Raw genomic sequence first — 23,529 nt, forward strand, 5'->3', positions numbered from 1 at the left:
TTTTATATATTTACAATTAATACCTAAGTCTTATTTAAAGTTAAATACGTTGATAAATTTCTATAAATCCCCAACATATCGCAAGTACAAAAAGTACTAAGAAAATTGTCCCTAAAATATCTGGTATATGTAGCCAAATCCATGCGACGACTGGATTACGCCAAAAAGCGGATTGTTGCTGCTTACGTTCTAACTGTTCATGCAAAAATGGATGGACAACATGATCATCCGTCCGAATCTGATATTCCTCTCGAATATGCTGATGAACGACATCCAATGCTTTACGACTTGGGCGCATAAATACATCAAAAACCGTTCCCACTACAGGCACAAAACCAACGACGGCATCCATAGCAGCCAGTTTTAAAACAGGTTTGAGTTTTTCTGTTGGCACACCAATCTGGCGTGCTTTATAAATTGCAAAACACGTTAGGACAAAACCTGCGACATCACCGGCAACTGGCACTGTGCTCAGTGCTGCATCTGCGCCTACCCCTTGCTTGGTAAAAGGAATTCGTACCACCGAATCCATCATATTGGCAAATTTGGCAAGATCTCTTTCCAAACGTACCACTTCGTCTTGGCTAAGTTTTTGTTTTTGCTCAAGCATATGTGAACGATTTCATTTAAAAATAATATGCAGCATAACTGATTCTTAGATTAAAAATCTGTCGTCATTTGATTAACTTAGCATTCTCAAAAATTAAAATATTAACTGTGATGCCACAAACAAATAGACCACTACTCCTGTCGCATCACAAATTGAAGTGACTAAAGGTGATGAAGCACTGGCAGGATCCAGCTTAAGCTGATTTAAGATGAACGGTAGACTCATCCCAATCAGACACCCCAACAGTACAATACTAGTCATACTGATCGCGAGCACTAAAGCCACCATTTCATCGCCACGGATATAACCTAGAATAGATACGGCAACCGCCATGGTGATCCCTAAACAGAGCGCAACCAACGTTTCACGACCAATTAAGCGAAACCAGTCTTTTAGCTCAACATCCCCAGTTGCTAAAGCACGTACCATTAAAGTTGCCGATTGTGAACCCGCATTACCACCACTGCCCACCAAGAGTGGTAAAAAGAATACCAAGACAATATTCTGCTCGATAATATCTTCATACTTGGCAATGCCAAAACTTGATAAAAGACTGCCAAAGACCAAGATCACTAGCCAAAAAACGCGGTTACGATAGAGAGAGAAAATCGGTACGGTTTTAATACTTTGTTTTTCAAAAGGTGCAATTGCCCCAGCTTTTAAAAAGTCCTCAGTCCCTTCTTGTTCGAAAATATCCATCGCATCATCATAGGTAACTATCCCTAAAAGGCGTTTATGCTGGTCGGTAATCGGTAATGCAATAAAATCATAATGTGCCAGCAATCGTGCGACATCTTCCTGATCATCCTCTACACATGCGTGAATCACATCAGTAGTCATCACATCTCGAATACGTGCATTTGGTTCTGCTTGTATGATTTGGCGCAGGGAAATCACACCCATTAACTGCTCTGCTGCATCTACGATATAAATCAAATACAAAGTATCTTGGTGATGTGCCAGTTGTCTTAACGCTTCAATCGCTTCATTCATATTCAGCTCAGGTGACAAAGTCACATAATCTGAACTCATCAAGCTCCCTGCTGTACTTTCAGGATAAATAGACAGTAGTTCTAATTTTTTCCTTGAAGCCAGTGACAATTGTGCTAACAGCGCCTGCTGTAAAGTCATGCTAAATGTATTAAATAAATCAATCAGATCATCTGAATGCATGGCGTCCAAAATCTGAGCAATTTCGTACTCGTGTAATCGCGTAATTAAGTCGTGTTGCTGATCTAAAGGCATAAATTCCAAAACATCAGCAGGATGAATAAGCAAACGAAATAAGGTGAGTTGCTCATCCGGATGAAATTGCTGAATCAGACTGGCCTGATCGGCCATATTCATTTGCCCAAGTAAAACTGCAATGTCTTCGAGTTCATTGCATTTGAGATGTTTTTGAATATATTGAATCTGTTGATTTAAATTAAGCATGCTTCATCTCTAGCAAGCAAGTCAGCACCAATTGTGGCACTGACTCATATTTCATTGTTCTTAGTGATCAGCTTTCGGATTTTACTGATTTATTAAAGATTCCTCGTATCATTACATACATAAATGGGATAAAGATCAGTACGAGAACTGTACCAAAGATCACGCCACCCAAAACGCTGACACCAATTTCCTGTCGACTAACCGCCCCGGCACCAAATGCGAAGACTAAGGGCAACACACCTGCACCAAACGCTAATGATGTCATTAAAATAGGACGTAAACGTAGAGCAGCGCCTTCTAATGCAGCAGCTAAAACCGCTTTACCTTTTTGCTCTGCCATTGCCGCAAATTCAACAATCAAAATCGCATTTTTACATGACAAACCAATGGTGGTTAATAATGCAATTTGGAAATAGATATCGTTTGGGAACCCTGCAATATAACTAAATAAAATATTGCCTCCGATACCCAACGGAATCGCGGTCATCACAGCGGTTGGAATGCTCCAACTTTCATACAAAGCAGCTAAACACAGGAAAATAAAACCAATTGAGACCAAATATAATAGTAAAGTCTGACTTGAGTTCTTTTGTTCTTCATAAGCCAATCCGCTCCACGCAACATCTACACCTGAGGTTTGATCGACTAAATTAGTCAAATCTTGCATGGCTTGACCAGAACTCACTGACTCACTTTTGTCTGCATCTAATTGAATCGCACTGTAACCATTAAAGCGATTGACCATTTCAGGCCCGCCTGACCATTTCACTTGAGAGAAAGTACTAAATGGCACCATTTCATTATTGCGATTACGTACCGACCAATATTGTAAGTCTTCAGGTTTTGCGCGGTATTCAGCATCACCTTGCATCATGACGCGTTTAATTTTTCCACGATCTATAAAGTCATTGATATATTTACCGCCAAGTGCCGCAGAGAGCGTTGAATTAATATCAGTTAATGCCAAGTTTGAGGCTAAAGCCGCTTGTTGATTAATCTCCACTTCAATATTAGCCTTAGACGGCGCTGTACGTTTTTCTAAAGACTCAAAAGAATTGTATTGATCAGCATTGGCTTTAATTTCATCAAAGCGCTGCGATAAAACATCACGGCCCATGCCATCAATATCACGTAGCCATAAGCTGATGCCATTGGTATCCCCAAGTCCATTGACCACAGGTGGCATAGACAACATGATTTTGGCATTTTTATCTTTGCTAAAATAACGTGTTGCACGTTCCTTAATGGCATCGGCGGTATTTTCCTTGCCTGAGCGCTCATCCCAATGTTTGAGTTTGACAAAACCTTGTGCCACATGTTGCCCACTACCGGTACGGTTTTGTCCATAACGCAACATGACTAAATCGACATTATCCGCTTCATGCTTAAGGAAATATTCACGAATCGACTCACCTACTTTTATGGTTTGAGTCATCGGTGCATTATCTTGCAGCGTCACTTGCACGCTGAGCGTTCCCTGATCTTCATTTGGCAAATAACTGGTCGGCAATGCTCGATAATATAAACCAAAGACAATGAGTAAGGCTGCTGCAATAATTAAAGTCACAGACTTATTTTGAATGGTTGCTTGTGACAGCTTTAAATATCGCTGTTTGATATTTTCAATAAAATGATTAAATCGGTTTGCCCAACCGTAACGCTTTTGCTGCGGTTTTAAAATAATGGCACAAAGTGCGGGGGTTAGAATTAACGCCACCAATAATGAAATTGCCATAGCAGTGACCAATGTCAGCGAAAACTGGCGATAAATCACACCTGTTGATCCACCAAAGAAAGCCATTGGAATAAATACTGCGGTCAGAACTAGCGTAATCCCGACCAATGCTCCACTGATTTCCTGCATCGATTCAATAGAGGCTTGCTTGGCTGACATCTGCTGTTCATGCATCAGACGTTCAACGTTTTCCACCACAACAATTGCATCATCCACCAATAGGCCAATCGCCAAGACTAGGGCAAACAGGGTCAATGTGTTGATACTTAATCCCAAGACATACAGCACCGCCATCGTACCCAAAATAACGACAGGGACTGTAATGGTTGGAATTAAGGTCGCTCGCCAATTTTGCAAGAAGATAAACATTACGATAATCACAAGAATGATCGCTTCAAATAATGTTTTCACCACTTCTTGAATCGAGGCCTGTACAAATGGCGTGTTATCTCGTGGATAAACCAGTTTATAGCCTTCAGGTAAACGCTTACTTAAATGCGTGACCATTTCATCAATATTGGCTGATGTGGAAATGGCATTCGCACCAGACGCCAATGAAATCGCCATACCTGAAGATGGATAACCATTAATGGTGTTGTAAGCTTGATAATTTTCAGCACCGAGTTCTACGCGCGCAACATCTTTTAAGTAGATGTAACTGCCATCCGGTGCAGATTTGACAATAATATTTTGGAATTGCTCAACGGTACGTAATTTACTGCCTGAAGTGACTTTGGCATTTAAATATTGCTCTTGTGCAACCGGTAACTCACCCACGGCACCTGCAGCAACTTGTGTATTTTGTGACTCAACCGCCTGCTGAATATCACTTGGCATCAATTTATATTGTTTGAGCTTATTCGGATCAAGCCAAATACGCATGGCAAATTTTGAACCAAAGACATCAACTTCACCCACGCCATCCACACGGGCAATTTCACTTTCTAAATGGGTAAGTAAGTAATCCGCCAATTCAATATTGCTGCTTTTCCCCGATTCATCATACAGTCCAATGACCATATGCGTATCACCCAACGACTTATTAACATTCACACCTTGGCGTTGAACATCTTGAGGTAAACGGCTAATCACGCCGTTAATGGCATTTTGTACTTGGACTTGTGCGGTATCAGGATCTGTACCATTTTCAAAACTAATATTAATACGGCTACGACCTGAGGAATCACTGCTGGAACTAAAATACAGTAAGCGATCAATGCCTTTAATTTGCTGTTCTAAAATTTGCGTTACGCTTTCTTCAACCGTTTCTGCTGATGCGCCTGAATAACTGGTCGACACACTAATTCTCGGTGGTGCAATGTCAGGATAGCGTTCTACGGGTAAGTTCAATATTGCGAACATCCCGACCACCATCACGACAATTGCCAATACACCTGCAAATATAGGTCGCTCAATGAAAAATTTAGACAGCATAAGCTCTGTTCACTTTGTATTTAATAATGATGAGTTCAGGTTATAACGATATTTCAGTTGCTAAAAATAATCGATGACTGACGCTGAGAATGCAAGTCATTATCACATAAAGCAAAGCTAAAGTGCTCATTATGAAGGAAATATGAAGGACTTACTGTCGTTCAGCTTGACAGGATTTCTGCACTATTTATGCATATTTTTCATATGAAACGTGTTGTCATTTTTTGATAGCGTCTAGTACTTTTAATAAGCCATAAAAAAACCCTGCTTACGCAGGGTTTTTTCGAATCAGTTCGGGACTTAGTGAGCCGCGAATTGGTTCATTGTGTTTTTCGCATCGTCACCCGCTTTAAGCGCGTTGTCACCAGCGAAGATTTCTTTGTGGTCATCACCGATGTCAGAACCCGCCATTGCTTGGTGTTTCACGCAAGCGATACCGCCACGGATTTCTTTACGTTGTACGCCAGCAACATAAGCCAACATACCTTCTTCACCGAAGTAACCTTGAGCAAGTTCGTGAGTAGAAAGTGCTGCAGTGTGGTAAGTCGGAAGTGTGATCAAGTGGTGGAATACACCTGCTTCACGAGAAGCATCTGCTTGGAATGTACGGATCTTCGCATCAGCATCAGCTGCAAGCTCAGTGTTGTCGTACTCAGCGCTCATTAATTTAGCGCGGTCGTATGCAGATACGTCTTTACCTTCAGCAACCCAACGGTCGTATGCTTGTTGACGGAAGTTTAATGTCCAGTTGAATGATGGAGAGTTGTTGTAAACAAGTTTCGCATTTGGCACAACTTCACGTACACGGTTGACCATGTGAGCGATTTCTTCAACGTTTGGCGTTGCAGTTTCGATCCAAAGAAGGTCAGCACCGTTTTGAAGGCTAGTAATACAGTCAAGTACAACACGGTCAATTTGAGTACCTTCACGGAATTGGTACAAGCCAGAAGCAAGACGTTTTGGACGGTGAAGTTTACCATCACGTTTGATTAGGATTTCGTCTTCAGTTGCTTCAGAGATGTCAATTTCTTGAGTGTCTAAGTAGCTGATGTATTGAGAAGCAATGTCGCCTGGCTCTTTAACCACTGGGATTTTTTGAGTCAAGTCAGCGCCTTCAGAGTCAGTACGTGCAACGATGATACCGTCGTCAAGACCCATTTCTAAGAATGCATAGCGAAGTGCGTGGATTTTCGCGATGAAGTCTTCATGCGGAACAGTTACTTTACCTGCTTGGTGACCACATTGTTTCGCATCAGATACTTGGTTTTCGATTTGAAGTGCACAAGCACCCGCTTCGATCATTTTCTTAGCTAGTAAGTAAGTTGCTTCTTCGTTACCGAAACCAGCGTCGATGTCCGCAATAATTGGCACAACGTGAGTTTGGAAGTTGTCGATTTGTGAAGTGATTTCAGTAACTTTCGCAGAATCACCCGCTTCTTGTGCTTTTTTAAGTGCGCGGAAAAGATCGTTTAATTCTTTTGCGTCAGCTTGACGTAAGAATGTGTAGATTTCTTCAATCAATGCAGGAACAGATGTTTTTTCGTGCATAGATTGGTCAGGAAGTGGACCGAACTCAGAACGAAGTGCTGCAACCATCCAGCCAGAAAGGTAGATGTAGCGACGTTCAGTTGTACCGAAGTACTTTTTGTTCGCAATCATTTTTTGTTGTGCGATGAAACCGTGCCAGCAACCCAAAGATTGAGTGTATTTGCTAGAGTCAGCATCATAAGCAGCCATATCACGACGCATAATAGCAGCTGTGTATTTCGCGATGTCTAAACCAGTTTTGAAACGGTTTTGCAGTTGCATACGCGCAGCATCTTCAGGAGAGATGTCTGCCCATGTGTTGCCGAATTTTGCTTTTAATTCGCGGATTGCATCAATCGCTGTTTGGTATGTAGTCATGATATTTTCCTGTAATAATAATAGGATTTTATTCAACGAAATCTTAAAATCTTACCCTCGGAGTTTTGCTTAGATTTTAGACGCTTCGTTGCGATGAATAGAGATTAGATGCAATAAAAAAATTAATCCAATATTATGAGAGAATCTTCATTATTTATTTAAAAAATATGTAGATTAAAGTCTTATGATATAGAAATTAATATTAACCATATTATTGATTTTATTAAATAAAATAAATTTTAAAAATTAAAAATATGCATAATTTTTAAACAAATTTTTTAAAAATTCGATCTTATACTTAAGTCTTTTAGACTTTGGTCTTTGACTAAAATGCCCTATTTTTTGAACAAAAATGCCAATCCAAAAATAATTAAAAATTTCAAAAAATAGATTATTCACGTGTTTAGTCTTGTATTTTTCTCGCTTAGAACTTACCCCTTATATTTTACGTTTTAATTCTACATTTGGGGTTGAAATTAACCAAATTAAAAAACTAGCAAATGCTTTAAAAATCTAGGATGTTCTCGATCTTTAATCCGAGTAATTGTAGGCATAACCCGGTTGCATTTATACTAAAAATTAGCGAGTTTTTTTTCATCATTTTCTTACCCATCCCCACATGGATATGGCATAATCACTATAATTTCATGGTTTTATTTTCGGTATTTTCTTTATGAATTTGGAGCGGGTCGATCTCAATCTATTAATTTATCTAGATGTACTCCTTCGCGAAAAAAACGTCACACGTGCTGCTGAACAACTCGGTGTCACCCAACCCGCGATGAGTAACATTTTACGTCGTCTACGTAATTTATTTAATGATCCCCTCCTGATTCGTTCTTCTGAAGGCATGACACCGACTGAGCGTGCTTTAGAATTGCAGCCACGTATTCGTGATGCCCTTTCTGATCTTTCCATGATTTTGGAACCACGTACTGAGTTTCGACCATATACCTCAAATCGTGTTTTCCGCATTATGACTTCAGACTATGCAGAAGCGACTTTAGTGCCACGTTTAGTCAAAGCGTTACGCTCTGAAGCACCCAATGTGGTTCTCGACTTTTTAACGCCAAGTGATGTGTCATACCGAGACATGGAACAAGGTAAAGTCGACCTTGCGATTAACCGCTTTAATGAAATTCCACAAAGTTTTCACCAAGTCTTGGTTTGGCGTGACAGTTTCTCTTGTCTACTGAATCAAAAACACCCTGCATCAACCAACTTAAACCTAAAAAGCTACCTCGATGCACAGCATATTTGGGTGTCTAAAACAGGTATGGGTGTAGGCTTTGGTGTGAATCCTGAAAAACAAGCTGGACTCGGCTGGATTGATCAGGCTCTAGAGCGTATTGGTCAAAAACGTAAGATTTCAGTATTTACTCGTCATTATCAAATGCCAGGTTTATTGGCATCTAATGTTGACTTGATTGCGACATTGCCTACACGTATTGCACGTTTACAGGCTAAAAATCAAAATCTACTGATTAAAGATCCACCGTTTTATATTCCTGAGTTCGAACTTAAAATGGCTTGGTGTCCTTTATTGCATCATCATCCAGCACATCGCTGGTTACGTCAGTTGATTTTGTATGTTGCACGTCAAATGATTGAAGAAGAGAACCGTGAATTTTTAAACAATAATTCACAGTTTTCACATTATTAATTTGTAATTTTTGCTAAATTCTTATTTTCTAAGCTTATAATCTAAGGACTTAAGATGCATTTTTTGCACTCAAGTCCTTTTTTTATGTTAAAAATATCAATAGATCATCTTTATCCACAGGTGGATTCGTGAGCCTCTTTCAAAATATCGTGATTATTTTAATACTCATCGCGGGGGCTGGTTTTTTATCCTTAACAGAAATCGCGCTTGCCGGTGCTCGTAAAGTCAAACTGAAAATTTTGGCAGAATCTGGCGATGCACGCGCGCAGAAAGTATTAGATCTACAAGCCAATTCTGCTGACTTCTTTGCAGCATCTCAAATTGGCTTAAATGCTGTCGCTATTCTAGGCGGTATCTTGGGTGAAGGTGCTTTTCGCCCGTATTTCATTAACTTTGTAAATCAGTTCTATCATGGGCCTTGGGCAGAAACCATTGGTTTTACCCTATCCTTTACCATGGTCACCTCCCTGTTTATTTTATTTGCCGATCTTATGCCTAAACGCTTGGCCATGATCGCGCCAGAAAAAATTGCAGTTTCTGTGATTGATCCTATTCAGGTTTTTATCACTGTTTGTAAACCATTGGCCTGGTTTATTAATGCCATTGCGAACTTGCTGTTCCGTCTATTTAAAGTGAATACCACACGTGATGACAATATCACCTTTGATGATATTTCAGCGGTGATGGATGCAGGTGCACAAGCAGGCGTACTACAAAAGCAAGAACACCACTTTATTGAAAACGTGTTCGAGCTTGAAGAACGTAACGTACCTTCAAGTATGACCACGCGTGAAAACGTCGTATATTTCACACTAAAAGAATCAGAAGAAAGTATTCGTCAGAAATTGGCTGAATTCCCCTACTCTAAATTTTTGGTGTGTAGCGAAAATATTGATGACGTGATTGGTTATGTCGACTCTAAAGATATTTTGGTGCGTATTCTGAATAATCAGTCTTTATTGCAACTCAATGAAAATACCATTCGTAATGTACTGACCATCCCAGATACATTAACTTTGTCTGAATTGCTCGATCGCTTCCGCTCAACTAAAGAAAAGTTTGCTGTCGTAATTAACGAGTATGCGTTGGTGGTTGGGGTTATTACCCTCTCTGACATTATGATTACCGTGATGGGCGATTGGGTGACACCGATTGAAGCCGATCAGCAAATCATTAAACGTGACTCTAATTCATGGCTGATTGATGGGAGTACACCGATTGAAGATCTTAAACATGCGCTTGAAATCGATGCAATGCCCGATGAAGAAAACTATGAAACCTTGGCAGGTTTTATGATGTTCAAGCTGCGTAAAATTCCTCGCCCTGCCGATACGGTTTTACACGCGGGATATAAATTTGAAGTCGTCGATGTCGATCATTTTAAAATTGACCAATTATTGGTAACGCGCATCGATTTACCGCCTGAAAACAAAATCTTGGAAGAATCCTAAAAATAGATGATTTAAGGCAGAATAAAGATGTCAGTCTCAGCGCTTCTTGCATGTACGAGTTTTTATTCTGCACTTTATCTTGTTTATTATTTCTTTATTAAAGTCCAAAACCCACTGTTTTTATTTTTAGCAGTGGGTTTGTTAATTTTTGCCTGCATCATTACCCCTTATGGTTATGAGCGACAACGTTCAAGTTACGACCGCACCATGAGTTTTGGTCAATATCTTGCTGTTCCATTGATCTTGTGGGGAAGACTGTTCATCCTTCCCATTAGCCTGATTCTAAGTTGGCTATATTCCAATTAAAAAAAGCACCCAAAGGTGCTTTTTTCATGCTCGAAATTTAGTGTACTTTAGTCAGTAAAGTATCTAATACAGCCTGATAGTGAATGCGAATATCATCTTCTAAGATTTTATAGGCATTATCAAACTGAACCATTGGCCAGCCTTCTTTCCAGAATGGGAAGATATTGTGTAAGTCGTGGGTCACGATAGCATCTTCACGTACAATTGCTTGTGCAATTTGCGCAAGAACCTGCGCTGTTTCAGCACCATCAATGGCTAAGTAATCAATACCGCGTGCTTTTAGAATACGGATACGGTCTTTTTTATAACGAATTTTTTTAATTTGCGCTTCATTTAAACCTAAAGCCAAAGACACCGCTTCAACAAATTTACTTTCAAATGACTGATTCAACTCAACAAGCGCTTGTTTATAGCCTTCCTGACGACCTGCTTTACCCGCACTACGAATCGCAAGCTCAGCTTCAGTGTTCAGCACATCGTTTTTCATACTTTGAAGAATGTCGATAATTTCGATGTCGCTTAATGTCGTAGGAGATTGATCAGTCATGAACTGTCCTTAAAAAATATTCAATGTGCTATTTTCGCATAATTTACTCTGAAATACCCATAATCTTCATCAACAACTGTGCGTCTATTCTGATAGAGAGCAGCCTTTTATTGCTAAATCCTCTATAGTAAAGATGATATTTTTTGCTGCTGTCACATCTTACATGGAAAAAATCAACGTCCCATTACTGCTACAAGCATTAGAAAAGCAATATCCAGCAGCATTTAAACAAAATTATTTGTTTTACGGACAAATTAAAACCAAAGGTATTTGGGACGATCGTCGTGAGTTTATTCCGTGGGTTTTAGGCTTGATGATTTTTGTTCCGAGCGCACTTGCGTTACGTGACTTGCTCTTGCATACGCTGTTATCGAATACATTTCTCGCGCAAGCCTATGCAATTTTGGCAGTCATGTTATTTTTAATGTTGGTCAATCCCCTGATTATTAAACAGATTCGACATTCATCTCATTCACTTTATCAATTACTGCAGCATAGCCCTGTCAAACTCACCATCATTATTGTGCTGGAAGCAATCAATCTGATATTTCTACAAAATACTTTCGTCATGTGGGTCGGCTTATTACTAGCCATTAATTTTGGTTTTGTGCGCTTCTATAAAGAAAATTTATTTCGTGAACAGGCCCAAGATCAGGATTACTATCAATTACAACAGTTAAGATGCGCCTGTTTTTGGACATATAAACAAACTCTTAAACTCCGTATGCAACTTATTTTTATGTCCAAGGAAAGTTTGAAATACCGTAATGCGAAACAACAGTTAAACCGCTTTGCGGATCTATACCGTCAACTGTTCGCAACTGAACATCAATATTGTAAAAAGATTAAGCATATCAATATCGACACCTATTTGGATGAAATGCTCTAAGACAAAGATAGTTTGCATTTTTTAAACATAAACGACTGAATTGATTGAAAAGAAAGCAATTAGTACGAAATAAACTTGCCAAGATAAATTTCCTACTCTATTATTGCGCACATGCCCGAGTGGTGAAATCGGTAGACACAGGGGATTTAAAATCCCCCGCCCACAAAGCGTGCCAGTTCGAGTCTGGCCTCGGGCACCATTTTCAATTTAGAAGATGGTGCAATAAAAGAACCCAGCGATAAGCTGGTTTTTTTATGCCTATAATTTATAAAATGCGAACCTCACTCATGTCCGCTGAACCCGAATTTAATCTGCAACAATTACAACGCCAGTACCCTGAAGCTTTTTTCTGTCGTCTTGGTTATAGCCGTTATAAATTGCCTGTCTTTTACAAAAGTTTTGCTTTTATCACACCACTCATCAGTTTTATTTTAATTACGTATTTATGTTCGGTACTCATCGCCCTTCCTTTGCATCAATTTTATTTTGCATCTATTTCTGATGCACTCGATGTCAGCACAATTATTTTAATGGGTATGGGTTACCCCTATCTTATTTACATACATTATCAAGCCAAATATAGCTCTTATCATTTTGCTCAGCGTATACAGCATGCACTCTATGCGTTGACGATTTTATGTCTTGTTTTACTCATCAACTTTTTATTTATTCATATCGAATTGATCAGTCTAATGGGTTTAATTACCTTTGCCAGTTTAAGCCTAGGCACGGTATTCATTGAAGTTAATTTTAAGCCTCATTGCCGTGCGCTTGACCACATCAAATTACAAAAAATCAGGCAATTGGCGTATTGGACATTTCGCCAAAGTCAACGTCATAAAAATCGTCAGCAGGAATATCTTGACGTACATCATTTATGTCTAAAACAAGAACATAAACTGTTATTAGAAATTAAATATATCAACTTAAAAGATAGTTTTGCTGAGCATTAAAAAAGCCCTGACAGACAGTAATGCCAGTCAGTTAAGCAAAAAAAGTTAAAATACTGTAAAAAGAGCGTATGTAAATACGCTCTTTTTTTATGAATTTATCTCAGAATTTAGATTTAACATTAAAACAAACCCTACCTTCACTTTCACAATTCAGTGAATTGATTGATTTAAACTGGATTGAAGATTGCTTAAACCAAACAGGTAAAGCATCAATTCGAAAAAGAAAACTGCCTGCTGAACATGTTGTTTGGCTGGTAATCGGACTTGCTCTATTTCGAAATCAACCGATTTGGTATGTGGTTCAACAATTGCAACTTGTTTTCGGTACGGCAGAATACTGTGTACCGAGTGCATCCGTACAAGCAAGACAGCGCTTAGGCTTAGAGCCCATGAGTGCTTTATTTTCGACATTAAGTCAGGCATGGTTTAAAGACTCACAACAACAATATAGCAACTTTCACGGTCTATGCGTTTGTGCTGTAGATGGTGTGGTTTGGTCTATGCCTCATACAGAAGAAAACTTTAAGCACTTTGGTTCATCCAAAGGCAAAACAGCAGCTACCCCTTACCCACAAGTCAGAGCGACTTGCCTGGTGAATACCAATACACATGAAATGATTGATGCCCAAATTGGCAGTATGGATCAAGGTGAATTAACCTTAGCCAGTCAATTAAAAGCACCAGTTCGCAGTATTACCCTATTTGATCGTGCTTACTTCTCTGCTGATTTTTTAGTGAGTTGGCAATCTCAGGCAGAAGAGAGTCATTGGTTGATGCGAGCAAAGGACAACCTGCGTTATGAAGTGATTCATCATAATGCGGCCCATGACTTTCAGATCAAAATGCCTGTTTCAGCAAGAGCAAAAAAGATAAATCCGTCATTGGGTGACTATTGGGAAGCACGTTTAATTGAAGTTGAATATGCAGGAAAAATAAGACGTTACATTACATCATTAACAGATTCTGAAGTTTATCCATTCAAAGACCTTGCAATGCTTTATATCCAGCGTTGGGAAATAGAAATGTGTTATCGGGAAATTAAAAGTGATTTACAGGATGCAAGAATTTTAAGAAGCAAACAACCTGATTTGGTCTATCAAGAATTGTGGGGGGTATTTATTGCTTATAATATCTTAAGAAGACAGATGAGGTTTATCGCTGAACATGCAAAGGTGAGTCCTTTAAGGATCAGTTTCCATATTGCATCTATGAGTATTATCAATATCTTAAGGCACACACCTTTAGAATCAGCAGGAAATCTACCCAAACATTTAGCACAATTATTTGAACAATCTAAAATATTTGTATTACCTGAAAAAAGGCAAAGGCAATGTCCGCGAGTAGTGAAAATTAAAGCACAAAAATATCCAAGAAAATGCCAGTCAATTTCTTAACTGACTGGCATTACTGACAGACAGGGCTTTTTGTTTACCACTCACGTGTGGTAATTAATTCTTCCATTTCGATATCGAAGTAACCGTGTTCTTGCACCACCATCATCATGGCTTCAGCAATATAGTCGGCTGCAGTATCATCCAAAGAAGAATCTAAGTCTTCAAACTGTGGCTTCATTTCATTAATGTCAGCAACAGTGAGTTGAGCAAACTGATAAATATCCTGTTCAGATAAACCTGCTTTTTCAACTTTTTTAGCAAAGCGTTCGATATGCTGCTTTACTTCAGCAACTAGAATATCTGGATAATATTCATCATCGAACATCGGGAGAAGTAAATCTGCAAACATACAGGTACTCTATAAATCACAAAACAATTTAAGCGTGCCTATATAACATATTGCTGATTAAAAGCCAAACAATGCGGTATCGAAGCTGAAAAATTAAGCCTGAGACATCGCTTTCCAAACTTTGATTGCATCCGCTGTCGCTTTAACATCATGTGCACGTACCATACACGCGCCTTGCTGAATACTGATTAAATGCGCAGCCACCGAACCCACTGCACGTTCTAAGGCATCTGCACCGCCTAATGCTTCACCAATAAAACGTTTACGTGACAATGCCGATAAAATCGGATAACCCAGTTCATTGAGCTTATAAAACTCATTCAACAATTTTAGATTTTGCTGAGCGTTTTTCGCGAATCCAAAGCCTGGATCAATCATGATATGTTCTGGTTTTACTCCAGTATTCAAAGCATCTTGAACACGTTGAGATAACTCAGTCATGACATCTAGGGTGACATCATCATATTGATCCAAATGATTCATTGTGGTTGGCTCACCACGCATATGCATAATAATTACAGGAATATCAAGTACTGCTGCAGTTTCTAGCGCATTGGGACGTGTTAAAGCACGAACGTCATTCCAAATGTGTGCTCCTGCTTTGACTGCTGCACGAATGACTTCAGGTTGTGATGTATCAATAGAAATAATCACATCATGCTTGGCAAGTTCTTCAACAACTGGGATTACACGTCGTATTTCTTCTTCAACGTCTACCGCTGACGCACTAGGACGAGTCGACTCGCCACCGACATCAATAACTGTAGCACCTTCAGCCATCATTTCGAGCGCACGTGCAATTGCAGCATCTTTACCATTATGACGACCACCATCACTAAATGAATCTGGTGTCACATTTAAGATTCCCATCACATGCGGCTGCGATAAATCCAAAGATAATCGACCAAAGCGCCAGATTTTTTGTGGCAATGGCATTAACTGCATGTGTACTCACTCCTTTATGATCATGGTTGCATTGTCCATGATCTCGCAGCTAAAGCAAGTCAGATGACTAATCAAACAAAGGTTGTAACCTATGTTAAATAACCCGAATCCTGCTTAAGCCGATGATTCCTTAATTTGAATTGTTGGCTTATTTCGATGGGTTAATTGATATGCACATAGTGAGGCGTAAATTCCACTCAGAAATCCATGAAGACTACGTGCTTTACTCGTCACTAAATTGTATTGCCCCTTCAATAAGCTGAATAATGTTTCTATTTTATTGCGTTGTCTTAGGTGATATTCATCTGATGCACAGAGTTAAATAGCCTGCATATTCTTCCGATGATAAGTAATTAAATCAATACCTTGATCTTTCAATCTAATTTTTAATTCTTGGCTGATGTAGCCCCGATCCCCGTAAAGTTTTGCTTCTATACCAGCAACCAATTGCTCAACCATTTTTATGTCAGCAACATGTCCATTCGATAAAGCAGAACAGGCAATTTCACCAAATTGATTCATTGCAATATGTAATTTACAGCCATAAAACCAGCCCATTGAGCTTCTACCACGTGATGCAATTTGGATTAATGATTTATGACGCTGAATACGTTGATTTTTACAAACTGGCAGAGTTGTTGAATCAATCCATAAATATTGTGTACCTTGGCCTTTCATCAGTGCCACATGTAAAGCGTGTAGGGCTAATTCATGCATATTGATCAGATGAATCATCCTTTGATAGCAAGGCAAGTACTTAAATAAATGGCTTTTATCTTCTTTTAACCAGCTGAAAAAGGCTTTGAAATTATTGAAATGAGAGCATTTGTACCAAATGGCAATAAAGCAGATTTCTGAAATTGTAAGTTGAGCAGTTCTGATTCTTAAGGAACCACGGTTTTGTTTGAGAAACTCCCAATAAGTTGATTCAAATTTAAGAAAAAAATCATCAATTAAGCAAAATAATTCGGTACTATTAAACATCGGGACTAGAGTTTTAAGTTTTGTGTGGTAACTCAACTGATGGCTCTAGTCCTCTTATTTTTCAAGTCAATTTCTTATCCGCGATTCGGGTTAAATATTTTATGTCATCCCTTAATCTATATTTAACTGTCTTTCAGCAAACAAAGCTCTACTGATATTCAGAATTTAAAATAAGCTCAAGTTTGCTTATCTATTAGTTGTAGATTGACCTTGATAACGCCCCGGACGATGGTTGAGTGCCAAGAACACACCCATGATCACAGCCGCCAAGATTGACCATAAGACTTGTTGATAAGGCATGATACTAAACGCCAATGCGACTACAACGCAGTCAATCAACATCTGCACTTTACCTGCGCTCATCCCCACCTTTTCTTGTAGATATAGCGAGATGATCGTAGCACCGCCCAAACTTGATTGATGTCTGGCCAAAAACAGTACTCCTGTGCCCAACATCAAACCACCCGCAATGGCTGCAAACATCGGATGTAAATAACTTATCTTTAAATAATGCGGCACCACATAGGTTAGCAAAGACAATAAGGCGACTGAAATAAAGGTTTTGATGGTAAAAGCTCGACCGAGTTGAGTCCAAGCAAACCAATAGAAAGGTAAGTTAATGACAAAATAAACCAGACTAAATGACCAACCTGTTGCATAGTGAATGACGAATGCAATCCCCGCTGTACTGCCCGTCAGTAAACCTGCTTGTTCATACAAAATCAGGGTAATTCCGACAAATAAAGTGCCAGAAAATAAGGCAAGACTGTCATCCATATAACTATGTCGAAGTGGATGTACCCGATCTACATGCTGTGCTTTGACCATCATTTGAAATAGATTCTTCATGTATTGAATCCTATATTCACCCTTTTACTTGTGGTATGTGGTGAAATTGCAATTCGACGCTTTTGACGTCATGTATGATTTGTTAATAGCATTTAATATGCCAAATGCTGGATTTTTCCACAATCTTTTATAATTTTATTAAGTGTCTTTAGTGGACTAAATACAGATTTAAATAGCAACATTTGATAGAAGCATAAAAAAACCGCCCGAAGGCGGTCTTTTTTAAATACGCTTTAGTTTGCTGGCAATGGCGGCGGAGTCATTGGACCATCAGTTGGTGTTACATCAACCACAGGGTTTTCAGCAACATAAACTTTTGGTGGTTGTGGTTCACGACCTTCCATAATGTCACGGATTTGATCACGATCAATGGTTTCCCATTCAAGTAACGCTTTCACCATGGCATGCGCAATATCTTTGTTATTTTCCAAGATATCACGCGCAACTTTGTATTGTTCGTCCAAAATACGGCGTACTTCACGGTCTACTTCAAGCTGAGTCGTTTCAGAAATTGTACGACTACCTAGGCTACCCATGAATGATTGCTGTGAATCATCTTCATAGACCATCACGCCCATTTTGTCGGACATACCGTATTTGGTTACCATTGCACGTGCCATTTTAGTTGCACGTTCAAAGTCGTTTGAAGCACCAGTCGACATTTGGTTAATGAAGACTTCTTCTGCGATACGACCACCGAACAAAATTGAAAGTTCATTCAACATTTTGTCTTTGTAATGGCTGGTTTGGTCGTGTTCAGGTAACTGCCATGTCACACCCAATGCCCAACCACGTGGCATGATGGTAACTTTATGCACAGGGTCAGTACCTGGGAGCATTTCAGCGACAATCGCATGGCCTGCTTCATGGTAAGCCGTTGCACGACGCTCTTCTTCACGAATCACCATCGATTTACGTTCAGGACCCATGTAAAGCTTATCTTTTGCATCTTCAAAGTCGTGCATGTCGACCGTATTTTTATTACGACGTGCAGCGAACAATGCAGCTTCGTTTACAAGATTCGCAAGCTGTGCACCTGAGAAACCTGGTGTACCACGTGCAAGGACTTTCACGTCCACACCTGTTACAGAAGGCAATTTCTTCAAGTGAACATTCAAGATTTGCTCACGACCTTTAATATCAGGCAAGCTTACAACCACTTGGCGGTCGAAACGGCCTGGACGAAGTAATGCTTTATCAAGAACATCAGCACGGTTAGTTGCAGCAATAACGATAATGCCTTCATTACCTTCAAAGCCATCCATCTCAACCAACATTTGGTTCAATGTTTGCTCGCGCTCGTCATTACCACCGCCTGTACCTGAACCACGGTGACGACCCACTGCATCAATCTCATCGATAAAGATAATACATGGGGCATGACGTTTCGCTTGTTCAAACATGTCACGCACACGAGATGCACCGACACCAACAAACATTTCAACGAAGTCAGAACCTGAAATACTGAAGAATGGAACTTTTGCTTCACCTGCGATCGCTTTGGCAAGGAGTGTTTTACCTGTACCTGGAGGACCAACCATTAACACGCCTTTTGGAATGGTTGCACCAAGACGTTTGAATTTAGATGGGTCTTTTAAGAAATCGACTATCTCAACCACTTCTTGTTTTGCTTCATCACAGCCAGCAACATCAGTAAATGTTACTTTGATTTGGTCTTCAGACAGCATTTTCGCTTTTGATTTACCAAAACTCATTGGGCCATTTTTACCGCCTGCACCACCACCCATGTTACGCATGAAGAACATGAACAACAGAATAATTAAAAGTACAGGGAAGCTCGCAATCAATAATTGCATCAATAGACCTTGACGCTGTGGTGCCTCACCTTCAACAACAACATTGTTTTTGATTAGGTTAGGCATCAGTTCAGGGTCTTGAACTGCAGGACGGATACTTTCAAACTCTGAACCGTTTGATTTTTCACCACGAATTCGCTCACCGTCAATTGTTACTTGCTTGATTTGTCCTGCATTGACTGCAGCCACAAATTCAGAGTAGTTCATTGATGTCGGCTGATTGCGGTCGCTGACGTTACTGAATATCAGGACCAGTACGCCTAATATCACGAGCCACAATACGGCATTCTTAAAAAGATCGCTCAAAGCTTTATTCCCATTCCAATCTAATTTGATCAACCCTATGCAGGGCGACCTTCATCACTAAGCTGTAATAACTTGCAATTATATGAAAACGTACAAAATGCACAATTTTTAACGACTTGGCAAGTAGACTTATTTAAAAGCCTTCTTACGACCCTGCCCAATCAAGAATACTTCTTTCGAGCGAGCACGTGATGCCAACGGTTTAGATGTTTTAAGAACATCAAAACTATCAACAACTTGCTTACGAAATTCATCAAAACCAGTACCTTGGAAAACTTTTACCACAAATTGACCTTTAGGGCCTAAAACCTTGTTGGCAAAATCCAAAGCCAGTTCGCATAAGTAAATCTGACGCGGTTGATCTACAGCCTTGTTACCTGATGTATTGGGGGCCATATCTGAAATTACAACGTCTACAGTGCGTCCATTTAAAATTTCTAACAATTTTTCGAACACTTCCTCTTCACGGAAGTCACCTTGCAAGAAGGTTACATCGGGTAAAGCATCCATCGGCAAAATATCAGACGCAATCAATAGACCTTTATCACCGACCAATTTACCGGCGATTTGTGACCAACTTCCTGGTGCAGCGCCCAAATCAACCACGGTCATACCTGGTTTAATAATTTTGTACTTTTCTTGCATTTCTAGGAGCTTGTAAGCAGCACGCGCACGATAGCCTTCTTTCTGTGCTTTTTTCACATAAGGATCGTCAAGATGTTCTCTCATCCAATCACGACTACTTTTTGATAACTTTTGGTTGGTAATGCGCGTCGCCATAACTCTCTAAATAAAAAAACTTCCAATGTTTCATTGTACGTTAAAAAGCATGGTTTTGCAGTATACATCTGTATCTAAATCACACGGTTTAAAGCGCAACATGTTCACTTGAAAATGATTATTTCCTGAGAATTTACAGCGTTTGTTTTTTGCTTTTGCTATACTAAGCCGTTTTAAAAATTAGGTTATCTCTCATGGCGTCTTTATCTATTCAAGAACGTAAACGTTTACGTCAAATCGGACATGCATTAAACCCAGTTGTAATGCTTGGTGACAAAGGCCTGACTGAAGCTGTTGTCGAAGAATTGAATCGTGCTTTAAATGATCACGAACTGATTAAAGTTAAAATCATTGCTGAAGATCGTGAAGAACGCGCACAATTGATAGAACAACTTTCTGAGCAAACTGGCGCAGAAGTGGTACAAAAGATTGGTAAAATTGCGTTGATCTATAAAAAAGCACCGAAACAAAACCAAAAACTTTCGAACCTTGTTCGTCACGCTCATTTATCTAACTAAGTTCAGACACTATGGCAAGTTACGAGCTCAGTGCTTTTGATCGTCGTTTTCAATCTATTTCACTGGTTGGTGCAATCGAACAACATAGTTTGGCAACGCTAAACGTTGGTTTTTGGATTCGTGATCCAAACCTGTTGGTCAGCTGGCCTGAAATGGTGACCGATCATCCGCGAACTGATTTTCTTTGGGAACAGACCTGCTTTGAGATTTTTCTTGGGGTGCATGGTGAAGATTTTTATCGTGAGATCAATCTCTCACCTTCTCAAGCATGGCAAGCATATGCCTTTGAAGAATATCGCTATCCTGAAGATATGCCACCACCCGAAGCGGATGACATTGAACTAAATTCACTTAAACGTACACACTACGGCTTAAACGTGAGTTTAGATTTGGCTGAGTTTATGGCAAAACATAAACTGAAATGGGCTGATATGTATTTGGGGCTTTCTGCAGTTCTGAAAACTTCTCAAGGTGATCAGTTCTATGCAATGCAACACAGCAGTCTACAAGCCGATTTCCACAACAAACGCGATTGGCTACATATTTTCTAAGTCAGTACGGTTTGTTTGGATCAATAACGAGTGAGGCAATGACCTCACTTTTTATTTGCCTATGGTTTTTTCTTGACGATTTTTAAGCACTCTGCTGATCAAATTATTTAACAACAAAAAAGGAGAGCCATGCCCTCCTTTTATGTGCTTTGAATAAGATCAACTCTTTAAATTGCTCTCTTTCTCCGCAGATTCAGCTTTCACCACTGGATTCACCTTTTTCAACACTTCAATAGTGCTGTCTTTTGAGCGTTTTAAAGTATCAGTTAAATGCTCTTTATGTTTGCTCGAAATTTGGGATACATCTTCTTTAAGTTCTTTTCTGAGTTTTGATAAATCATCAATCACAGCTGTAAATTCAGTTTTAATAAAGCTTTTAAGTTCAACCAAGTCTTTTTGCGAACCCAATAATTGCTCTTTTAAACTCTCAATACGTTGCAACACATCTTGCTTAAACTGACGCAATTGATCTTGTACAGTGTCGTTAAGTTGCTTCGCTTCAGCTTCTAGCTTTTCTTTGCTTTCCTCAATATTTTCGACTGCCTGAACTTTCGCCTCGACAGCTGCTTTTTCAAGCTTTTCAGCAGTTTCATTAACAACAGCATTGAGTGATTTTTTAGCGGGAGTAGATTTGGCTTCGGTAGTCATGTCTTTATTCCTATAGTTATATTACGACATAGCCATATTAGCGAATCTGATAAAAATTAACTTTTGATTTGTCTGACAATTATTAAATGGTTACATTTTTTAACATTGGTCACGAAACAGACTTTTGACCAAAAAGCAAGGCATTTATCTTACAGTTTTACTTTAAAGCTGTTGGACTTCATAGGGCTTACTGCGTATAATGCCGTGTTAAGTTCAAGCGAGCAGACATAGGAGGGTAGGTTTAATTATTAGCCTTCCTTTTTTTTCGTCTTCTCGCTTTTTTACAGCCTAAATTTCAGGAGCTTTGGTTTGAGCACCCCAGCAATTTTAGCCCTTGCCGACGGAACTATCTTTAAAGGTACTTCGATTGGCGCATCGGGTAGTACGACTGGCGAAGTCGTCTTCAACACTGCCATGACTGGCTATCAAGAAATTTTGACTGATCCAAGTTATGCACAACAACTTGTAACTTTAACTTACCCACATATCGGTAACACAGGTTGTAACGAAGAAGACGCTGAATCAGGTCGTATTCATAAAGTATGGGCCAACGGTTTAATTATCCGTGACCTTCCTTTACTACACAGCAACTTCCGTGCTAGTCAATCACTTGGTGAGTATCTAGAACAGCACAATGTTGTTGCTATTGCTGACATTGACACGCGACGATTAACTCGAATTTTGCGTGACAAAGGTGCACAAAACGGTTGTATCCTTGCAGGTGAAAATATCACTGAAGAAGAAGCACTAGAAAAAGCACGTGCATTCGGTGGTTTAAATGGTTTAGACCTTGCAAAAGAATGCTGCGACCCAGAAGGCTTCGAATGGACTGAAGGTTCATGGAAACTTGGTCAAGGCTTTACTCAACCAGAACTTAAATTCCACGTTGTTGCATACGATTACGGTGTCAAAACCAACATCCTACGTATGCTCGCAGACCGCGGTTGTAAATTGACTGTCGTGCCTGCGCAAACTCCTGCTGCTGACGTACTTGCATTGAATCCAGATGGCGTTTTCTTATCAAACGGCCCCGGCGATCCAGCTGCATGTGACTACGCAATTGAAGCTGTAAAAACAATTGTAGAAGACGCTCGCAATATTCCTGTATTCGGTATTTGCTTGGGTCACCAAATTCTTGCACTTGCAAGCGGTGCTAAGACTGTGAAAATGCCTCACGGTCACCACGGTGCCAACCATCCTGTACAAAACATTGAAAATGGTACAGTGATGATTACTTCACAAAACCACGGCTTCGCAGTAGACGCTGAAACGCTTCCTGCAAACTTGAAAGCAACGCATAAGTCTTTGTTCGACCAAACCCTTCAAGGGATTCATCGTACAGACAAACCTGCGTTCAGTTTCCAAGGTCACCCAGAAGCAAGCCCTGGTCCACATGACTGCGCACCATTGTTCGATCATTTCATCGAACTTATCGAAGCATCTAAGAAGTAATTAAGGAAG

20 protein-coding genes, 1 tRNA gene and 1 pseudogene are annotated in these 23,529 nt (G+C 39.7%); 10 read left to right on the forward strand and 12 right to left on the reverse strand.

Annotated elements, in window-relative coordinates; translation table 11 throughout:
• Positions 1-40: 40 nt before the first annotated feature.
• From A3K93_RS08505 to A3K93_RS08520, 4 genes are all read right to left on the reverse strand, one after another.
• Positions 41-610 carry a DUF4112 domain-containing protein gene (locus tag A3K93_RS08505; RefSeq protein ID WP_067730725.1) on the reverse strand — a complete coding sequence of 190 codons (570 nt, stop codon included), beginning with the start codon at positions 608-610 and terminating at the stop codon, positions 41-43.
• A gap of 93 nt (positions 611-703) precedes the next feature.
• Positions 704-2,044: a magnesium transporter gene (gene mgtE, locus A3K93_RS08510; RefSeq protein ID WP_067730727.1), complete on the reverse strand. Its 1,341-nt coding sequence runs from the start codon at positions 2,042-2,044 to the stop codon at positions 704-706.
• A 67-nt stretch (positions 2,045-2,111) separates the two neighbouring features.
• Positions 2,112-5,213: a multidrug efflux RND transporter permease subunit gene (locus A3K93_RS08515; protein WP_067730729.1), complete on the reverse strand. Its 3,102-nt coding sequence runs from the start codon at positions 5,211-5,213 to the stop codon at positions 2,112-2,114.
• 300 nt (positions 5,214-5,513) lie between these two features.
• Entirely contained in the window at positions 5,514-7,118 is a 1,605-nt protein-coding gene (locus A3K93_RS08520) for an isocitrate lyase (RefSeq protein ID WP_067730731.1), read from the reverse strand.
• 673 nt (positions 7,119-7,791) lie between these two features.
• Between A3K93_RS08520 and A3K93_RS08525 the strand changes: the two genes are divergently transcribed.
• The 3 genes from A3K93_RS08525 (at position 7,792) to A3K93_RS08535 (ending at position 10,538) form a co-directional block, all read left to right on the forward strand.
• Entirely contained in the window at positions 7,792-8,781 is a 990-nt protein-coding gene (locus A3K93_RS08525; protein WP_067730733.1) for a LysR family transcriptional regulator, read from the forward strand.
• 128 nt (positions 8,782-8,909) lie between these two features.
• Positions 8,910-10,232 carry a hemolysin family protein gene (locus A3K93_RS08530; protein ID WP_067730735.1) on the forward strand — a complete coding sequence of 441 codons (1,323 nt, stop codon included), beginning with the start codon at positions 8,910-8,912 and terminating at the stop codon, positions 10,230-10,232.
• Between the two features lie 27 nt (positions 10,233-10,259).
• Positions 10,260-10,538: a hypothetical protein gene (locus tag A3K93_RS08535; protein WP_067730737.1), complete on the forward strand. Its 279-nt coding sequence runs from the start codon at positions 10,260-10,262 to the stop codon at positions 10,536-10,538.
• A 37-nt stretch (positions 10,539-10,575) separates the two neighbouring features.
• Here A3K93_RS08535 and A3K93_RS08540 read toward each other — a convergent pair whose 3' ends face one another.
• Complete coding sequence (locus A3K93_RS08540; RefSeq protein ID WP_067730739.1) at positions 10,576-11,085, reverse strand: hypothetical protein; 510 nt, start codon at positions 11,083-11,085, stop codon at positions 10,576-10,578.
• A gap of 163 nt (positions 11,086-11,248) precedes the next feature.
• Here A3K93_RS08540 and A3K93_RS08545 point away from each other — a divergent pair, with 163 nt between their 5' ends.
• The 4 genes from A3K93_RS08545 to A3K93_RS08560 all read left to right on the forward strand — a co-directional run bounded on the left by A3K93_RS08545 (position 11,249) and on the right by A3K93_RS08560 (position 14,321).
• Entirely contained in the window at positions 11,249-11,974 is a 726-nt protein-coding gene (locus A3K93_RS08545; RefSeq protein WP_067731711.1) for a hypothetical protein, read from the forward strand.
• A gap of 113 nt (positions 11,975-12,087) precedes the next feature.
• Positions 12,088-12,173: transfer RNA gene (locus tag A3K93_RS08550), tRNA-Leu, on the forward strand.
• Positions 12,174-12,261: 88 nt separating this feature from the next.
• Positions 12,262-12,927 (forward strand): hypothetical protein, encoded by a 666-nt coding sequence (locus tag A3K93_RS08555; protein WP_067730741.1) that lies wholly within the window; start codon positions 12,262-12,264, stop codon positions 12,925-12,927.
• Between the two features lie 89 nt (positions 12,928-13,016).
• Positions 13,017-14,321 (forward strand): IS4 family transposase, encoded by a 1,305-nt coding sequence (locus A3K93_RS08560; protein WP_067728078.1) that lies wholly within the window; start codon positions 13,017-13,019, stop codon positions 14,319-14,321.
• A gap of 34 nt (positions 14,322-14,355) precedes the next feature.
• Here A3K93_RS08560 and A3K93_RS08565 read toward each other — a convergent pair whose 3' ends face one another.
• From A3K93_RS08565 to rlmE, 6 genes and pseudogenes are all read right to left on the reverse strand, one after another.
• On the reverse strand, positions 14,356-14,670 hold the full coding sequence (locus A3K93_RS08565) for a DUF5713 family protein (RefSeq protein ID WP_067730743.1): 315 nt from the start codon (positions 14,668-14,670) through the stop codon (positions 14,356-14,358).
• Between the two features lie 93 nt (positions 14,671-14,763).
• Complete coding sequence (gene folP / locus A3K93_RS08570) at positions 14,764-15,615, reverse strand: dihydropteroate synthase (RefSeq protein ID WP_067730744.1); 852 nt, start codon at positions 15,613-15,615, stop codon at positions 14,764-14,766.
• A 114-nt stretch (positions 15,616-15,729) separates the two neighbouring features.
• Positions 15,730-16,599, reverse strand: a pseudogene (locus tag A3K93_RS08575) (IS982 family transposase).
• A gap of 186 nt (positions 16,600-16,785) precedes the next feature.
• The gene (locus A3K93_RS08580) at positions 16,786-17,448 is read right to left on the reverse strand and encodes a YitT family protein (RefSeq protein WP_067730746.1); all 663 of its coding nucleotides are present in this window, start codon (positions 17,446-17,448) and stop codon (positions 16,786-16,788) included.
• 233 nt (positions 17,449-17,681) lie between these two features.
• On the reverse strand, positions 17,682-19,571 hold the full coding sequence (ftsH, locus tag A3K93_RS08585; protein WP_067731712.1) for an ATP-dependent zinc metalloprotease FtsH: 1,890 nt from the start codon (positions 19,569-19,571) through the stop codon (positions 17,682-17,684).
• A gap of 129 nt (positions 19,572-19,700) precedes the next feature.
• Positions 19,701-20,351, reverse strand: a complete 651-nt coding sequence (gene rlmE / locus A3K93_RS08590; protein WP_067730748.1) for a 23S rRNA (uridine(2552)-2'-O)-methyltransferase RlmE — start codon at positions 20,349-20,351, stop codon at positions 19,701-19,703.
• A gap of 194 nt (positions 20,352-20,545) precedes the next feature.
• On the opposite strand from rlmE, the gene yhbY reads away from it, so the two are divergent.
• A complete protein-coding gene (yhbY, locus tag A3K93_RS08595) occupies positions 20,546-20,869 on the forward strand; it encodes a ribosome assembly RNA-binding protein YhbY (protein ID WP_067730750.1) in 324 nt (107 codons plus the stop codon).
• Between the two features lie 11 nt (positions 20,870-20,880).
• Positions 20,881-21,420 (forward strand): DOMON-like domain-containing protein, encoded by a 540-nt coding sequence (locus A3K93_RS08600; RefSeq protein ID WP_067730752.1) that lies wholly within the window; start codon positions 20,881-20,883, stop codon positions 21,418-21,420.
• 159 nt (positions 21,421-21,579) lie between these two features.
• On the opposite strand, the gene A3K93_RS08605 is transcribed toward A3K93_RS08600, so the two are convergent.
• Positions 21,580-22,068, reverse strand: a complete 489-nt coding sequence (locus A3K93_RS08605) for a hypothetical protein (RefSeq protein ID WP_067730754.1) — start codon at positions 22,066-22,068, stop codon at positions 21,580-21,582.
• Positions 22,069-22,377: 309 nt separating this feature from the next.
• Between A3K93_RS08605 and carA the strand changes: the two genes are divergently transcribed.
• Positions 22,378-23,520 carry a glutamine-hydrolyzing carbamoyl-phosphate synthase small subunit gene (gene carA / locus A3K93_RS08610; protein ID WP_067730756.1) on the forward strand — a complete coding sequence of 381 codons (1,143 nt, stop codon included), beginning with the start codon at positions 22,378-22,380 and terminating at the stop codon, positions 23,518-23,520.
• The last annotated feature ends 9 nt before the right edge of the window (positions 23,521-23,529 follow it).

It is taken from the genome of Acinetobacter sp. NCu2D-2 (genome assembly GCF_001647675.1).
Taxonomy (GTDB): Bacteria; Pseudomonadota; Gammaproteobacteria; order Pseudomonadales; family Moraxellaceae; genus Acinetobacter.

Excerpts from the sequence above, each read along its gene's own strand:
- A3K93_RS08515 (WP_067730729.1), bottom strand. The coding sequence starts at position 5,213 with ATGCTGTCTAAATTTTTCATTGAGCGACCTATATTTGCAGGTGTATTG.
- A3K93_RS08545 (WP_067731711.1), top strand. The coding sequence starts at position 11,249 with ATGGAAAAAATCAACGTCCCATTACTGCTACAAGCATTAGAAAAGCAA.
- mgtE (WP_067730727.1), bottom strand. The coding sequence starts at position 2,044 with ATGCTTAATTTAAATCAACAGATTCAATATATTCAAAAACATCTCAAA.
- A3K93_RS08520 (WP_067730731.1), bottom strand. The coding sequence starts at position 7,118 with ATGACTACATACCAAACAGCGATTGATGCAATCCGCGAATTAAAAGCA.
- rlmE (WP_067730748.1), bottom strand. The coding sequence starts at position 20,351 with ATGGCGACGCGCATTACCAACCAAAAGTTATCAAAAAGTAGTCGTGAT.
- A3K93_RS08565 (WP_067730743.1), bottom strand. The coding sequence starts at position 14,670 with ATGTTTGCAGATTTACTTCTCCCGATGTTCGATGATGAATATTATCCA.
- A3K93_RS08605 (WP_067730754.1), bottom strand. The coding sequence starts at position 22,068 with ATGACTACCGAAGCCAAATCTACTCCCGCTAAAAAATCACTCAATGCT.
- A3K93_RS08525 (WP_067730733.1), top strand. The coding sequence starts at position 7,792 with ATGAATTTGGAGCGGGTCGATCTCAATCTATTAATTTATCTAGATGTA.
- A3K93_RS08535 (WP_067730737.1), top strand. The coding sequence starts at position 10,260 with ATGTCAGTCTCAGCGCTTCTTGCATGTACGAGTTTTTATTCTGCACTT.
- yhbY (WP_067730750.1), top strand. The coding sequence starts at position 20,546 with ATGGCGTCTTTATCTATTCAAGAACGTAAACGTTTACGTCAAATCGGA.
- A3K93_RS08555 (WP_067730741.1), top strand. The coding sequence starts at position 12,262 with ATGTCCGCTGAACCCGAATTTAATCTGCAACAATTACAACGCCAGTAC.
- folP (WP_067730744.1), bottom strand. The coding sequence starts at position 15,615 with ATGCAGTTAATGCCATTGCCACAAAAAATCTGGCGCTTTGGTCGATTA.
- A3K93_RS08540 (WP_067730739.1), bottom strand. The coding sequence starts at position 11,085 with ATGACTGATCAATCTCCTACGACATTAAGCGACATCGAAATTATCGAC.
- A3K93_RS08560 (WP_067728078.1), top strand. The coding sequence starts at position 13,017 with ATGAATTTATCTCAGAATTTAGATTTAACATTAAAACAAACCCTACCT.
- A3K93_RS08580 (WP_067730746.1), bottom strand. The coding sequence starts at position 17,448 with ATGAAGAATCTATTTCAAATGATGGTCAAAGCACAGCATGTAGATCGG.
- A3K93_RS08600 (WP_067730752.1), top strand. The coding sequence starts at position 20,881 with ATGGCAAGTTACGAGCTCAGTGCTTTTGATCGTCGTTTTCAATCTATT.
- A3K93_RS08505 (WP_067730725.1), bottom strand. The coding sequence starts at position 610 with ATGCTTGAGCAAAAACAAAAACTTAGCCAAGACGAAGTGGTACGTTTG.